Genomic DNA, 16,337 nt, shown 5'->3' on the forward strand with positions numbered 1-16,337 from the left:
CAATCGCTTTATTTTTTTGATAACTTTTCTTCTTGTAACCTAATTATATTTTTTAGGTCTTTTAATTCTTTAAATGTTAAGTCTCGATAAGTTCCTTCGGGCATTTTCTCTACATTTATATTAGCATAACTAACCCTCTTAAGATTTATTACTTTTCTGCCTAATGCTTCAAAAAGTTTTTTAACATGGTGATATGAACCAACATTCAATGTAACAAGGTAACTTTTGTTTTCTATTTGGTCAACTATTTGATTTGATATTTTACCGTTTACAATTATTCCTGAATTCAATTGGTTAAATTGTTTTAATGTTAGAGGTTCATCAATTCTTGCGCGATATGTTCTAGGAATTTCATACTTTGGATGAGTTAGTTTATTAACAATTTCTAAATCATTGGTTAAAATCAAGGTACCAGTTGTATTGTAATCTAGTCTGCCAACTGGAACAACTCTATAATCATTAGGCACTAAATCAACAACAGTTTGACGGTTAAATTGATCTTTAAGGCTTGTTATTGTTTTTTTGGGTTTATTTAGAACATAGTAAACTAATTTATTATTTGCTAAATCTATTTTTTTATTATTGATATAAATTGCATCATTTATAGTTGCTTTATCACCAAGTTGTGCAATCTTGCCATTCACTTTTACCTTGCCATTTTCAATCAATTTTTCAGCTTCTCTTCGAGAATATTTTCCAGATTGTGCAATTAATTTTTGAATTCGTTCTTTATCCATAATATTACATCCATTTTTTATAGATTTCTAATTGATTTTCGTCAAAAACAATTCCTTTATCTAAATTATATTGATAGTTAGTTTTAACAACTTCTTTAAACCCAAGTTCAAGGTCTTCAAGACAAAGTTTTCTCAACTTTTGAACTCCTTTAAAAGCTCTGCCATCGCAAATTTTATCAGCAATAAATAAAATTTTATCCAGGGGATTCAAATTAAAATCTAGTGTTGTATGAACTTTAATTGCTTGAATTATATCTGGATCATTTATCATATAAATGTGTTCAACTCATAGTGAACCACACACTTGATGAAGTTTATGACGTGGATAGATTTGTTTATCAAATCCATTAAATCCAAAACTACTGATAAATTCCCTTGCATTATTTTCAGGAACTTCCTTACAAATATCATGAAATAAACCAGCATAATATCCTTGATTATAGCTCAGTCCATGCACTTTTGCAAGTTTTCCAGCAAATTCAGCAGCTGCAACAGAATGTTTTGCTCTTAAAGCACTTAAAATGGAGTGTATTATTTCTTTTGCATAAAGTCTATTTTCACCAATATATTTATTAACAAGTTCATTAGTATAACTAAGATTCCCTCTTCTGACTGATGTTGAAGATTCTTCATAAATTGGGTTTTTTAAGGTTAAAATTTTAAATTTTTTAACATTATTTTTATCGATTTTAGTTGAACGCTTAAATGTGATAAACTGTGCATATTGTGTCATTTCCTCAATGAATTCTCACTTATGTAACGTAGGTAAACAATCGGAACCTAAAATAAAGAATAAATCATCATTGGGATGTTTGTTTTTAAAATATCTAATTGTTTCATAAGTGTAGCTGATTCCGCCTTTTTTTGTTTCAAATTCCGAAACTTCAAAATTTTCAAGACAACTACTTATTGCTAATTTAATCATATTTATTCTGTGCTCTGATGATTCGTTTTTTTGCTTCTTTTTAAATGGGTTTGTTGCTGCTGGAATAAATATTAATTTGTCCAATTTCAATTCATTATAGGCAAATTGGGCAATTTTTATATGGCCATTATGAATTGGATTAAAGCTGCCGCCAAACAAAGCTATTCTCATTTTTTTTACCCCTTTTTCATATCTTCGCTAAGATATCTATTTTGAATGTTTTCCTTAGTTTTATTTCTAACAAATTCATCACCAGTTTTAATAACTTTTTTCTTCATTTTTGAATTTATATCTTTTATTATATTTTTTAATTTATTAGAATTATCAATGTTTTCATCTTCAAATAAGCTAATTTTTTTAGAAACATCAAACTCATTTACGAGTCTTGAAAGTTTTACCCCAACTCCACGTATATATTCTTCATCGAATAATTGATTAAAAAGAATTCTAGCTTTTTCATAAATAAAATTTAAATCATTTGTTGGGTAATCAAGTGTTATTTGTTTTCTTGTTCAAACTCTATTTGTTGAGCGAACCGATACACTAATAACATATCCTAATGCATTGCGATTGTAGGCTCTTAATGCGACTTTTTGACACAAATTATAGATAATTTTGTAAATTTGCTCTCGCTCATCAAGGTCAATTGACATAAAAGTTAACTCGTTAGAAATTGATTTTAAGTCATTATGTTCATAATTTAAATTATCTGAACTTATGCCTCGTGCTTGGTTTATAAAAAAAATAGTTTGAGATCTTCAAATATTGAATAAATCGTGGTCAAATTTATTTGATGACGCTAATTTTCCAATAGTAGTTATGCCAATATCTATAAGTTTTTGAGCAGTTGATTTTCCTATTCCAAAATATTCACTTATATCTAAAGGTCAAATTCTGGTTGGTATATCATTGAATTTTGTGTACATAATTCCAAAAGGTTTTGCCAAACCTGTTGTCATTTTGGCCATAAATTTGTTATGTGAAATTCCAATTGATATTGGTATTCTAAACTTATCTTTAATCTCTAATTGCATTTTTTGAGCAAGTAAAACCGCATTATCTTCATTGCTAATATCACTAACGTCCATTCAGCACTCATCAATTGAATAAACTTCGATATTTTTTGAATAATTTTCCGCCAAAAAATCGAATATTTTGTTAGATAAATTTATATAAAGATCAAAATTTGGTTCAATAAATATTGTGTTTGGCTCAACTTCTAATATCTTATAAATAGGCCAACCTGTTTTAGCTCCCTTATTTTTTAATTCATAACTGATTGAAGAGGCGATTGACCTTTTTAATTTTTTATTACTAATTGCAATTGGTTTTCCATCATATTGAGGATTTAAAACTCTGTGCGCACTTGCGAAATATGAATCAAAATCGATATGAAAAATTATTTTACTCATTAACAATCTTTTCTTTTAAAGCACTTGACATCATGGTTGCACAATAAAAACGATTCGGATGGTCTAATACATTTTTGAAAATAGATAGTTTACCTAATTTTTCTTCAATTTCCTCATCTCCGCCATTACTTAAAAAATTTTCATAAACGTTTATTGTTTCAATGATTTCGGAAATTTTTTTACCATTGACTAACTCGATGAATAAGTCAGTAGAAGCAATCATAAATGCACAACCTCTACCTTCGAAAAATAAGTCAACAACTTTATCATCCTTTATTGAAAAATTAAATTTCAGATAATCAGCACACGCTTGACCATGTTTTTCAAAATAGTCACCCACTAATTCTTTTTTGCAAACTGGATTCACATAATGAGACATTATAATTTCTCTTCTTTGATTTTGATTATATGACAATGAAATCACCCCCATTATTTAAAGCTTCGACAAGTTTTTTAATATCTTTCTTATTATTATATATTCCTAAAGATACTCTTACATATGAATTCTCATTATATATATTTTTTAAATAATGAGCACAAAAAACACCAGAGCGAACATAAATATTTTGAGTCCCTAAATAATGAGCTACATCATGCGAATCATACTGCTTAATATTAAATAAAACAATGTGGTCTCCAGGTTTAGAATATATCTCAATATTTTTTACTTTTTTCAATAGTTTATGAGTGTAATTAGACAAATCCCCAATTATTTTATTGGTCTTTTCATAGCCAATATTTTGGTTAAAAAATGTCAAAGCAGCGTCAAACATATGTAATCCCGCAAAGTTTGCAGTTCCAGGTTCAAATCCTTCAATAGAGTTGTTTTGGATTCAATTACAATCTTTAGCAATCCCTAAAACAGAACCTCCGCCATAAATATTAGGAGATAGTTTTTTAAGTAAATTATTTTTGATTGCTAAAACCCCAACTCCTGTTGGGCCATAAAATTTATTAGCACTAAATGCAACAACATCAGCATTCTGCATTGTAACTTGTTCATTAACAATTGCTTGTGCTGCATCATTCACAACAATGACGTTATATTTTTGAGCCTTTTCATAAATTTCATTTAAATCAAAATTAATATGAAAATTATTTGTTATTTGGCTAAGGGCAATAATTTTCGTATTTTCATTAATATCCTCAATGATATTTTGCGAAACTTTTATTGTTGCATTTTTTAATTTAGCAACTTCTATTCAAGGAATAAAGTTTGAAGAATGATTATGCGCAGATAATAAAATCTCATCACCTTTTTCAATGGAATTTGAATACATTTGGGCGAAATTATTCAAAGAAGCTGTAGTTCCGCTTGTAAAAATTATTGATGTCTCCCCTAAATCTGTCAATAAAAGTTTCGCAACTTTTTGACGAAGGTTTTTAATTAGTAAATCATTTTTTATTCCAAGCGGCGAATTAGACGTTCTAACACTTACTGAGTAATTTTTATAAAAATTATTTACCGCTTTAATTGCATCATTTGGTTTTAAAACTAGAGCAGCACTGTCTAAATAAACAATTTTTTTGGCCATTGGGAATTGATTACGAAGGTGTTTCATAACTTAATTTTATTGCAAAATTGAAAACTACCATTTATTTGCAAAAAAAATTCAATTTTCTTCTTGTATATTTAATATTTTATTGTATAGTTAATTTATACCGATTGAGCTGTGTCGCTCAAACGATATAATATTCGGTTCGACGAATAAAAATCCAGTAAAAAAATCCCGTTAACGATTTAGCATTGCTAAAGTAAAAATTGAGGAGAAAACAATGAGACAAACAACTATTGTTAATAGAGAAAACGCAGACAAAAAATGATACGTTGTTGATGCAGAAGGACAAGTTTTAGGTCGTCTAGCTGCTACAGTGGCATCAATTCTAAGAGGAAAAAACAAACCAACATTTACCCCTAATGCTGACATGGGTGATTATGTAATTGTTATAAATGCTGAGAAAGTTGTACTTACAGCAAATAAAGAAGAAGATAAAATTTACTACCACCACTCAGGTTACCCAGGTGGACTAAAAAGTATTACTGCCGGAAAATTAAGAGTTAAAAAACCAACTGCATTAGTTCAAAAAGCAGTTGCCGGTATGTTACCTCATACAAAATTAGGTAACAAACAAATTAAGAACCTATTTGTTTATGCAGGCCCAGAACACAAACATGCTGCGCAACAACCAGAAAGTCTAGAGGTAAAATAATATGGCTACTAAAAATGTTATTGAATATCGTGGTTTAGGACGTCGTAAAAGTTCTACAGCTCGTGTTATCTTGAGACCTGGAAAAGGTAAATTTGTTATCAATCGTCGTGACGCAAGAGAATATTTAGCTTCTGACTTATTTATTCAAGATGCTGAACAACCACTAGTTTTAACTGACACAAAAGGAACATTTGACATTACAGTTAATGTTCGTGGTGGTGGACTAAGTGGTCAAGCTGGAGCAATTCGTTTAGGAATTTCTCGTGCATTATTACTTGCAAGCGACTCATATAGAGCTAAATTAAAACCAGCAGGAATGTTAGCTCGTGATGCACGTGTTAAAGAACGTAAAAAACCTGGTCTTCGTAAGGCTCGTCGTTCACGTCAATTCTCAAAACGTTAATTTTATTTTTTTATATCAAAATTGAAAAGTTGCGGTATAATATTGCCGCAACATATATGCGAGCGTAGCTCAGCTGGTTAGAGCACACGACTGATAATCGTGAGGTCGATGGTTCAAGTCCATTCGTTCGCACCATTTCATTAAATTGACCAATAAGCGTAAGCTTATTTTTTATTTCTCTATGATAAATAATTTATAATTAAAATTATGAAATCTAATATAAATATAGAATGTAATTTCATAGAATTGTTGCAAAACCTAAATATCAATAATGGTGAAGAATATACTCATAAAATAATTGATTCTGGTAAAAATCGTGTTGAAATTATTTACTCAAAAAATGCCTCAACAAATTGGCTTGAGGAAAACAATATTGAGTTAGCGTTTTTGATAAAAGGTGAAGCAAAAATATTAGATAACAATAATATAATATATAACCTAAAGCAGGGCGATTGTTTAAGGATAAATTCAAATCAACGCCATAAAGTTTTAAATACAAGCAGTGATGCAATTTGAATTGCAATTCATTTGGAGGAAAATAATGATTAAACAAGTTAAAAAATTAATAATACCAGCAGCAGGTTGGGGTACAAGATTTTTACCTATGACCAAAATAGTGCACAAAGAGTTAGTTCCAATTTTAAATAGACCATCTCTTGATTTACTTGTTGATGAAGCACTAGATTCAGGTATTAATGAAATAATTTTAATAATTAGCGAAAGAAAAAAAGACATTATCAAGCTTTTTGAAGTTAATGATGCACTAGAAAATGAACTTAAATCAAAAAATAAAATTAAGCTACTTGAAAAAGTACAAAAAACTAACAGAATAGCAAACATAAAATTTATTTACCAAAAAGAACAAAACGGTTTAGGCCATGCTTTGGCACAAGCTAAAGACATAATTGGTGACGAACCATTTGCAATAATTTTGGGTGACGACTTAATAAAATCAAAAATTCCGGCTACAAAACAACTTATTGATTTTTACAACAAAACAGGACAAAATATTCTTGGTGTTCAGAGCGTTTCTGATGAAAACGTTCACAAATATGGTATTGTAAATCCTAAAAACACAGACGAAAAAAACAATAAAGAATTTGAAATTATTGGGGCGGTAGAAAAACCAGAATTAAAAGATGCGCCAAGCAAAAAAGCTATTTTAGGACGTTATGTTTTCAATCCTGAAATTTTACAAATTCTTTCAAAAATTGAATATGACGGTAAAAATGAAATTCAAGTGGTAGATGCTTTCGATAAACTAATGAATGAATATCAACAAAAAATTTATGCAGTAGAATTTGAAGGCAAAAGATATGACTTAGGTTCAATAGAAGGTTTTGTTGAGGCTACTATTGATTATGCATTAGATAACGATGAAATCGGCAATAAAACGTTAAATTACATTAAAAATATTAATAAGGAGAGATAATGAATAAAAAATTATTATTTTCAGTAAGTGCATTAGTTTCGCTTTCACCACTTGTATTATCAGCAGGATGCAGCAAAAAAACAAACGAGCAAAAGTATCTTGATGAACTAATATTCAATGCAGAACAAATGTATAAAAATGCTAATTCAGAAAAGCATTCACAAAATAATGAATTGAAGACTGAATCAGAAAAACTAACACCAATTATCAATGAAACAAAATCAGTTGCATCAAAAAAAGATGTTAAATCCGACGAAATTAAAACCGCTACAGATAAATTAGTCAAAGCTGTTTTAGAGTTTCAACCAAAATTAGATTTAGCTAACAAAAAAATATATTTATTAAATGCTAAAGAAAATTTAACAAAAAGAATTAATCCAACTCAATCTGAGGAAGAAAAACAAGAAATTAATAAATATATTTCTGATATTGATAAAGCATTAAAATCAAGCAACCTTGAAACAATAACTACACTAATTAACAAAATTAAAAGCCGTTTCTTTTAATTATTATGACCAAATTATAGGAAAAAATGTTCCTATTTTTTGTTGTAAAATTTAACTATGAATAAAGCAACAAAACTATTCTCTAATGAATGAATTTCAGTTTTTAAATCAGATAAAGGATTTACATATTGCCAAAGAAAAAGCATTGATTCTATAGCGGCATTATTATTCAGAAAAAATGGCGAAAATCTTGAATTTTTAATACATTATCAACCTCTGCCAGAAATTAAAGAGAAGAAACACTGAGACGAATCATACGCATGTCCAATCACTGGTAGCATTGAAGATAAACAAACTCCTATTGATTGTTGTATAAATGAAGTGAAAGAAGAAGCTGGATTTTACATAAATGAGTCAAATATTAAACAAATGGTAAAAAATATTGCTACCACACAAATGAATGAAAAGGTGTTTAATTTCTTGGTTGATGTAAGTGGATTAAATGAAAATGAACCAACAACAGATGGTTCGATATTTGAAAAAGTCGCATACAACAAGTGGGTTTCAAGACAAGAATTAGAGAATATTTTAGAAAATCAATTTACTCTTAGTTCACTTCACACTCTATATTTATTATTTATTAAAAAAATCACGTAAAATATAATTAATGAATGCATTTATCTAAAATTTCAAGAAAAATTATTAAAAAATCAATCATTTTTCAGTGAAATAATCGAATTAATTTACTACATAACTGTTTTTTGATTGCCAACAACAAATAATCTATTTATTTAAAATTAATAAATTTTAATATATAATAGAAAAGCAAAAACGGAACAGTACTCAAGTGGCTGAAGAGGCGGTCCTGCTAAGACTGTAGGGGTGGCAACACCCGCGGAAGTTCAAATCTTCTCTGTTCCGCCATTTTTTTATTTTAATTTTTATAAGTTATTCACATATTTATTAAAATTTATTAACAAATAATGGAGGTAATATGACTAAAAATGAAGCTTTAAATTATAAGGGATTATCAAGCAAACAAGTTGATGAATTAAAGCAAAAACATGGCCTTAACACACTAATGAGAAATAAAAAAGTCAATCCTATTGTTGCTTTTTTTAAACAATTTATTGATCCGATGATTATTTTACTAATTATTGGTGCTTCAATTTCATTGGGATTAGCAATTTATGAACACGTTAGTGGTGAAAAAAATGGAATAGATATTTTAATCGGGTACATTGAGCCATTTATCATTGTTTTAGTAATTATTTTAAATTCAATGCTTGGCGCTTATCAAGAAGTAAAATCTGACCGTGCTGTAAGGGCGCTTGAAAAAATGAATGAGTCATTTACTAGTGTAATGCGTGATGGTAGAATCCAAAAAATCAAATCAACAGAACTTGTTCCTGGTGATTTAATTCTTTTAGCCGCGGGAGACACAATAAATGCAGATTGCAGAATTATTGATGCAACTAATTTAATGGTTGTTGAATCTTCATTAACTGGAGAAAACTTAGCAATTAACAAAATTGAAAACTGAGATGCCACTGACAATGCAATATTAGCTGAAAATAAACATTTACTATACTCAAGTACATATGTAACTAATGGTAAAGCATTAGCAATTGTTGTTGCAACTGGTGTTAATACTGAAATTGGTAAAATAAATGAATTAATTCAAAAACAAGGAGCAACAACAACTCCACTTCAATACAAACTGAACAAATTAAGTAAATGATTTGGAATTGGTGGAGTAGTCTTACTATTTGTTAGCTTGATAACACAAATATTATTAAATAATATTAGTGGTGGGTGAAACAGACCAGATGTCTATACACAAGCAACTGTTACAGCTATTAGTTTAGCAGTAGCTGCAATTCCAGAAGGTCTATTAACCTTTACAACTGTCTTGCTGACAGTTGGAGTTAAAAACTTAACAAAAGAAAAAGCTTTAGTCAAAAATTTACTTGCAGTCGAAACATTAGGTTCAGCCTCAATTATTTGTACCGATAAAACTGGTACGCTTACAGAAAATAAAATGAAGGTTATTGACTTGTATGACTTTCAAACAAACTCAATATTAACAGTTAAAAATAATAAGCAAAATTTTGAAAAAATAACAAAATTTGTAACACTATGTAATGACGCATTTATTCATTTTAATAAAGAAAATGGCGAATTTGAAGAAGTTGGTGATCCAACTGAAACAGGAATGTTGCGTTATGCTTTTGATAATCAAATAACAAAAGAATCATTGAAAAATGAATTCAAAATTATAACTTCATTGCCATTTGATAGCGACAGAAAAATGCACTCAGTTCTAGTCCAAAATAACAACAAAAAATTCATGATAACCAAGGGCGCTCCAGATATTATCATTGAAAAATCAAACAATATTGACAAGGAAAAAGTTCTATCAATTAATAATAGTTGGTCTGAAAAATCTTACAGAGTTATTGCAGTAGCAATTAAAGAAATTAACTCAGAAAATATTAATTTCAATGATGAAAATGACTTTGAATTTGTAGGTTTAATTGCACTTGTTGACCCTCCTAGAGCAAATGTAAAAGAAAGTGTTTTAGCCGCTAAAAACGCAGGAATCAAAACAGTTATGATTACTGGCGACCATATAGTAACTGCTAAAGCAATTGCAAGCCAATTAGGTATTTACAACGATGGTGATTTATGCATAACTGGTAGCCAACTGGCACAAATGAGTGAAAAAGAACTTGCTGAAAAAGTTAAAAAAATTTCAGTTTATGCAAGGGTTAATCCAGAAGACAAACTTCGAATTGTCAAAGCTTGACAATCACATGAAAAAGTTGTGGCTATGACTGGTGATGGCGTAAATGATGCTCCTGCTTTAAAAGTTTCTGATATTGGTTGTGCAATGGGTATAACTGGAACAGATGTTTCTAAACAAGCAGCTGACTTGATTTTAGTTGACGATAATTTTAATACTATTGTTAGTGCTGTTAAAAATGGACGTTCAACATTTGATAAAATCAAAACAATAATTACGAATTTACTTGTTTCATCTCTTGTTGAAATTATTGTTATGATGCTTGGAATGATTGTATTTTTCTTTGCATACAAAGGAAAATACGAACAATTTTACATTTTCGGCGCAAGTCAATTATTGTGAATTAACTTGGTTTCTCATGGTTTACCTGCTATTGCACTTGGATTTGTAAATAGTGACAAAGACGTTATGAATAGAAATCCATTCAATAAAAAAGAATCAATTTTTGCAAGAGGAATGGGTATAACACTAATTTGACAATCACTTTTATTAAGTCTTGCAACATTAATTTCATACACAATTGGAGCTGAATATGCCATTGCAAATAGCTTAGAATTTGCACAAACAGCTTCAACATGTGGTTTTATAACTCTTGGTTTAGCATGCGGAATAAACACAATCAACTTTATGTCTGAAAAATCAATTTTTATCTCATCAATTAAAAAATATTGATTAGTATGAGCAGCAATTATATTCTCAGGTAGCACAATTTTGATTGTTTCACTTGTTCCCCAAATTGCTCAAGTATTTCGCATGGCAGACATAACCAAACATTGAAAACTAATCGTATCTTCAATATCATTAGGACTAATTTTAGTTGTTGCTAATGAAGTATTAAAATTTACCAAATGAATTGGAAATATATTGAAAAAAAGCAAAGCTAGTCATTAAGCTTTGGTTTTTTATTAATAATTATTTTGTTCTAATATATCAGAGGCAAATTCAACATTTGCAACATCATTATTTACATAACCTTCTTTAGCTTGTTTATACAAATCAATTCAAATTTGTTCACGTTGCGAATCTTCAACGTTTTCATCAAGATAAACTGTACTTTTAATAGCTTGGAAAAGAGGGTCATTTTCCATTTCGCTTGAAATTAAAGATTCTGCCCCATTTCTATCGTTGAATATTGCACGGCAAACATCAGTGGCAATATTTGCGAGCATTTGATTGAACTTTTTAGTACCTTCTTCTGTATAAACTTGATATGGGTTTTTTTGTGAATATTGAACTAAGTTAACATTTGAACGCAATTTATCCATAACGTTAATATGGTTTTGTCAATATCTATCAGAAACACTTAAAACTATTTGTTTTTCGCAATATTGAACCATATTTTCTGCTGTTTTTTCATTATAAATTTGTCTTCATTTTTTATACTTATTCAATAATTCGTTATTCAAGAAATCTTGCATGTCATTTTCGTGAATTTTAGAAAGCATCTCTAATTCAAATTTATCTCTAACACCTTTTCCCAAAAATTCATCATTTAAATAAGAAAATAGTTTTTCATAAATAAATGTGCCAGTTTTATTCAAAAACATTGGATTATGAACAATTGTATTTACAGCATTTTTCAGCATTCTTTCAATAATAAAACCTAAGTCGTCATGAACAAGAATTAAGTCACGCTGTGCATAAAACAAGTCACGTTGTTGTCTAATCACATCATCGTAATGAAGCACGCTTTTACGCGAATCGTAGTTGAAGCCTTCAATTTTTTTCTGTGCTTCAACAAATCCTTTTACAAGCGATTTTGAAGTAATTTCGCTATCACCTTTATCAGCAAATTGTTCTTTAAATTCTTCATAATTAGAAAAACGACGCATTAATTGGTCATCTAATGAAACATAAAATTTAGAAACTCCAGGGTCTCCTTGACGCCCACTACGCCCACGTAGCTGGTTATCAATACGACGAGACTCAGCTCTATCGGTACCAATAACATATAAACCGCCTAATTCTTTTGCTTCTTGTGACAATTTAATGTCAGTACCACGCCCAGCCATGTTTGTTGCAATTGTAACCGATTTAACTTGACCTGCGTTTGCAATTATTTCCGCCTCTGACGCATTTTGTTTAGCATTCAATACTGTGTGTGGAATCATTGCTTGTGATAAAAAGTAGTGTAAAATTTCCGAATCTTCAATTTGTGCAGTACCAACTAAAACTGGTTGGCCTTTTTCATATAATTCTTTAATTTTTTCAGTAACTGCTTCTCATTTTCCTTTCGCAGTTGCAAAAATTGAGTCTTCTAAATCTTTACGAATAACTGGTCTATTAGTTGGAACTACATTTACACGCATGTTGTAAATGTCAATGAATTCTTGTTCTTCAGTTTTTGCAGTACCTGTCATACCACATAATTTAGTAAACATACGGAAGAAGTTTTGGTAAGTAATTGTTGCTAGTGTTTTTGTTTCACTTTCAATTTCAACCCCAGCACAAGCTTGAATTGCTTGTTGTAAACCTTCAGAATATGCTCTACCTTCCATTATACGGCCTGTAAATGCATCAACTAACTCGATTTTGCCATCACGAACTATATATTCGACATTTTCGCGCATAACTTTGTGGGCACGAAGTGAATTTTGAATTCTATGAACCATTTCTGAATTTTCAAAATGATACAAATTATCAAAACCAAAAAATGCATTTGCTTTTTTAATACCGCTATATGTCAAAGAAATTGCCTTTGATTCCTCGTCAATTTCATAATCATCTTCAACTAGTGTTCTAACGAATCTGTCAGCCATAAAGTATTCACTTGTATCTTCGCCTTCACCACCAGAAATTATCAATGGGGTTTTTGCTTCATCAATTAAAATTGAGTCAGCTTCGTCAATTAAACAGAAATTTAAGCCTCTTTGAACTTTTTCGCCAACTGATTCAGCCATATTATCACGTAAATAATCAAAACCTAGTTCAGAGTGCACTGAATAGGTAATGTCAGCAGCGTACGCTGCTCGTTTTTCTGCTGGATCCATTTGTGCTTTATTAATTCCAACAGTTAAACCAAGTCAATTGAATACTTCACCCATTTCAATAGCATCACGCTCAGAAAGATATTCGTTAACTGTTGATACAATGGCTCCTTTGCCTTCAAGAGCATTTAAGTAAACAGGCGCAATTGATGTGATTGTTTTACCTTCTCCAGTTTTCATTTCAGCAACCGATGCTAAATCAAGTAAAACACCACCAAGCATTTGTACGTCATAAGGACGCTTACCAAGCACTCTTTTTGTTGCTTCTCTTGAAACAGCAAAAACCTCAGCTCGCATTGATTCCAAACTCTCACCATTTGCAATACGCGTTCTAAACTGCAAGGTTTTATTTTTTAAATCATCATCAGACAATTTCTGAATGATTTTTTCATAATCATTGATTTTTTTCAATGTTTTTTCAGCTATACGCATTTCAGTTGACTTAAATTCAAATAGTTTCATAATGCAATTTTACATTAAAAATGTATTAATATTAAATTTAATATTAAAAAGCCAAAACAGAAACTAGCGGCTGTTTTTGGCTTTTAATTTGTCATTTCATTTTTCAACTTGTAATCTTACTTTTTCTTTTTCATACATTGATTTTGTACGATAAACATAGTCAATTATAGATTCACCAAGACCATTTTGCTCAACATCTGCAGCAAAAAGCGCACATTTGCTTTTGACACTTTGCGGAGCATTATCCATTGCATATCCAAAACCAACCATACTTAACATTGACAGATCATTTTCACTATCACCAATCGCCATTGTATTTTTTATATCGGTATTAAAAATGTTTTCACACAAAAATTGTGCTGCATTTCCTTTTGAAGCCTGTTTTGTTGTAATTTCAATATGACTTGATAATTTAACCATTTCAATTGGTAAATTTGATTCAACAATATCGTTTTTTATTTGTTCAATTGAATTGTTATTGTCTAAAATTTCTAACTTTAAAACACGTTTTATAGAATGATTAGTAAAATCCCAATCTTTAAAATCATAAAAATCTATATAAAAATCAATGGTTGATTTAGAAGCATTGAATAGACCGTATTTATCAAGAGAATTTCAATAAATTGCAGCATTATATTTGTTGCAAATATTTAAAATTTTTGTCAATGAATCTTCATCAATAAACGAATAAAACAAGTATTTTTTATCTTGTAAATCTAAAATTTCCGCCCCGTTTGAACATATGATATATCTGGCACTCAACTCGTTTGCTAAATCTTGAATTTTTGGAAGAGCGGGGTTCCCAGTAGCTAAAACAAATTCAACTCCATCATTGTACGAATCTAAAATACTTTTTTTCGTTTCTTCGCTCAATACTCTATTTGAAAATGGATAAATAGTACCATCAATATCGCTAAAAATAATTCTTTTAAATTGTTTAGACATCTAGATTAAAGGTTCTTCATTCATTTCTTTTGGAATTTGAATTCCCACGTATTTTAAAATAGTTGGAGCTATATTTGCCAATTTACCATCTTTAAGTTTTAGAGTTTTATCAGTTGAAACAAGCATTACTGGATTGTCTGTATGCTTTGTGGCTGGGCCACCTTTATTATCAATCATTACTTCAGAATTTCCATGGTCAGCCGTAATAAATACAGTAACATCATTTTCACTAGCTCAATCTATAACTCTTTTGATTTGTGAATCTAAAAATTCAATTGCTTCAATTGTTGCATCTAAAACACCAGTGTGACCAACCATGTCAGGGTTTGCATAATTCATAATAGTTAAATCGTTTTTAAGTCCATGTTCAATAAGCTTGTCAGTGATTTCTTTTGCACTCATTTTTGGGGCTAAATCGTAAGTTTTAACCTTTAGTGAATCAACCATAATTCTTGTTGAATTCTGATAAACAACATCAACGCCACCATCCATAAAATAAGTAACGTGTGAATATTTTTGTGTTTCTGCTAATCTCAATTGTTTTAAATTATTTTGACTAATAACAGCACCAATTGGATTGTCAACTTTCATCTCTTCTATTGCAACTTTTGATTCAACTCCTTCATATTTCATCATAGAAATAAAATCTTCAAGTTGAACACGATTTTTTGGATTGTAATCAAATAATGACGAACCAATTAAACAATGAGAAAGTTGTCTTGCTCTATCCGGTCTAAAATTAAAGAAAATAACTGAATCATTATTTGTTATAAACTTACCATTTTCATTGATTGCAGGAACAATAAATTCATCTGTTACATTTTTACCATATGAATCATTAATATATTGAATTACGTCAAAAAATTTGTTTTTAGATTCCCCTAATAATGCATCAAAATGTAATTGAACACGATCAAACATTTTATCTCTATCCATTCCATAATAACGTCCACCAATTGATGAAATTGTGTAACCATATCTATTAGTTAAATCCGTTAATTTTTCCAATGAACTAATCAATGATTTAGGAGCAACATCCCGACCATCACCTATTACGTGTATTGACACATCTTTTAGACCAGATTCGTTTGCAAGTTCAATTAATTCAAAAAGATGATCTTGGTGGGAATGCACACCCCCATCACTCAATAAACCAACTAAATGAAGTGTTTTTTTATTATTTTTTACTTTTTTATTGCATCTAAAAATATTTGATTTTTCTTGAAATCACCTGTTTTTATTGAGTGATTTATCAAACTCAATCCTGTGTAAACAACTCTGCCAGCGCCGATATTCAAATGCCCCACCTCAGAGTTACCCATTTGACCCTCTGGAAGACCTACATATTGACCAGAAGCTTGAATTTTTGAATTAGGATAATCACTTAATAATTTGTCAAAAGTTGGTGTTTTTGCTAATTCAAAAGCGTTACCTTCATATTTTTTACCAAGGCCTAATCCGTCAATAACAATTAAAACTGTTTTTTTCATATTACCCTTTCAGAAATTTATATTTTAATTTTATATTTTTTAACTTTTTTTAATAATATTTCAATGAAATATTGATTGCTT

At 29.8% G+C, this 16,337-nt stretch carries 14 protein-coding genes, 2 tRNA genes and 1 pseudogene; 9 read left to right on the forward strand and 8 right to left on the reverse strand.

Annotated elements, in window-relative coordinates; genetic code table 4:
* Nucleotides 1–8 precede the first annotated feature (8 nt).
* The 5 genes from MBVG596_RS01530 to MBVG596_RS01550 are packed head-to-tail and all read right to left on the reverse strand — an operon-like array spanning nt 9 to nt 4,636.
* Complete coding sequence (locus tag MBVG596_RS01530; protein ID WP_096386119.1) at nt 9–737, reverse strand: pseudouridine synthase; 729 nt, start codon at nt 735–737, stop codon at nt 9–11.
* 4 nt (nt 738–741) lie between these two features.
* A complete protein-coding gene (locus MBVG596_RS01535; RefSeq protein ID WP_096386124.1) occupies nt 742–1,833 on the reverse strand; it encodes a nicotinate-nucleotide adenylyltransferase in 1,092 nt (363 codons plus the stop codon).
* Between the two features lie 5 nt (nt 1,834–1,838).
* Nucleotides 1,839–3,074, reverse strand: coding sequence for a Y-family DNA polymerase (locus MBVG596_RS01540; RefSeq protein WP_096386129.1), 1,236 nt, complete (start codon nt 3,072–3,074; stop codon nt 1,839–1,841).
* On the reverse strand, nt 3,067–3,504 hold the full coding sequence (locus MBVG596_RS01545) for an iron-sulfur cluster assembly scaffold protein (protein ID WP_096386134.1): 438 nt from the start codon (nt 3,502–3,504) through the stop codon (nt 3,067–3,069). Before MBVG596_RS01545 ends, MBVG596_RS01540 begins: the two co-directional genes overlap by 8 nt.
* Complete coding sequence (locus MBVG596_RS01550; RefSeq protein WP_096386139.1) at nt 3,479–4,636, reverse strand: aminotransferase class V-fold PLP-dependent enzyme; 1,158 nt, start codon at nt 4,634–4,636, stop codon at nt 3,479–3,481. Before MBVG596_RS01550 ends, MBVG596_RS01545 begins: the two co-directional genes overlap by 26 nt.
* Nucleotides 4,637–4,850: 214 nt before the next feature.
* On the opposite strand from MBVG596_RS01550, the gene rplM reads away from it, so the two are divergent.
* The 9 genes from rplM (at nt 4,851) to MBVG596_RS01595 (ending at nt 11,263) form a co-directional block, all read left to right on the forward strand.
* Nucleotides 4,851–5,285: a 50S ribosomal protein L13 gene (rplM, locus tag MBVG596_RS01555; protein ID WP_096386144.1), complete on the forward strand. Its 435-nt coding sequence runs from the start codon at nt 4,851–4,853 to the stop codon at nt 5,283–5,285.
* A gap of 1 nt (nt 5,286) precedes the next feature.
* Nucleotides 5,287–5,688, forward strand: a complete 402-nt coding sequence (gene rpsI / locus MBVG596_RS01560; protein ID WP_096386149.1) for a 30S ribosomal protein S9 — start codon at nt 5,287–5,289, stop codon at nt 5,686–5,688.
* A gap of 58 nt (nt 5,689–5,746) precedes the next feature.
* Nucleotides 5,747–5,823, forward strand: a tRNA-Ile gene (locus MBVG596_RS01565).
* 72 nt (nt 5,824–5,895) lie between these two features.
* On the forward strand, nt 5,896–6,237 hold the full coding sequence (locus MBVG596_RS01570; protein ID WP_096386153.1) for a cupin domain-containing protein: 342 nt from the start codon (nt 5,896–5,898) through the stop codon (nt 6,235–6,237).
* Complete coding sequence (locus tag MBVG596_RS01575) at nt 6,230–7,120, forward strand: UTP--glucose-1-phosphate uridylyltransferase (protein WP_096386157.1); 891 nt, start codon at nt 6,230–6,232, stop codon at nt 7,118–7,120. Before MBVG596_RS01570 ends, MBVG596_RS01575 begins: the two co-directional genes overlap by 8 nt.
* On the forward strand, nt 7,120–7,626 hold the full coding sequence (locus MBVG596_RS01580) for a hypothetical protein (RefSeq protein ID WP_096386162.1): 507 nt from the start codon (nt 7,120–7,122) through the stop codon (nt 7,624–7,626). The genes MBVG596_RS01575 and MBVG596_RS01580 overlap by 1 nt, the downstream gene beginning before the upstream one ends.
* Before the next feature lie 57 nt (nt 7,627–7,683).
* Nucleotides 7,684–8,223, forward strand: a complete 540-nt coding sequence (locus tag MBVG596_RS01585; protein WP_096386167.1) for an NUDIX domain-containing protein — start codon at nt 7,684–7,686, stop codon at nt 8,221–8,223.
* Between the two features lie 176 nt (nt 8,224–8,399).
* A tRNA-Ser gene (locus MBVG596_RS01590) sits at nt 8,400–8,490 on the forward strand.
* A gap of 70 nt (nt 8,491–8,560) precedes the next feature.
* On the forward strand, nt 8,561–11,263 hold the full coding sequence (locus MBVG596_RS01595; protein ID WP_096386171.1) for a cation-translocating P-type ATPase: 2,703 nt from the start codon (nt 8,561–8,563) through the stop codon (nt 11,261–11,263).
* Nucleotides 11,264–11,277: 14 nt separating this feature from the next.
* Here the strand turns inward: MBVG596_RS01595 and secA are convergent, their stop codons facing one another.
* The 3 genes and pseudogenes from secA to gpmI form a co-directional block, all read right to left on the reverse strand.
* Nucleotides 11,278–13,821 (reverse strand): preprotein translocase subunit SecA, encoded by a 2,544-nt coding sequence (secA, locus tag MBVG596_RS01600; protein WP_096386176.1) that lies wholly within the window; start codon nt 13,819–13,821, stop codon nt 11,278–11,280.
* A 63-nt stretch (nt 13,822–13,884) separates the two neighbouring features.
* On the reverse strand, nt 13,885–14,766 hold the full coding sequence (locus MBVG596_RS01605) for an HAD family hydrolase (RefSeq protein WP_096386181.1): 882 nt from the start codon (nt 14,764–14,766) through the stop codon (nt 13,885–13,887).
* Nucleotides 14,767–16,256, reverse strand: a pseudogene (gene gpmI / locus MBVG596_RS01610) (2,3-bisphosphoglycerate-independent phosphoglycerate mutase). It lies immediately after the preceding gene.
* Nucleotides 16,257–16,337 lie beyond the last annotated feature (81 nt).

Source organism: Mycoplasmopsis bovigenitalium, from assembly GCF_002356075.1.
Classification (GTDB): domain Bacteria; phylum Bacillota_I; class Bacilli_A; order Mycoplasmatales; family Metamycoplasmataceae; genus Mycoplasmopsis; species Mycoplasmopsis bovigenitalium_A.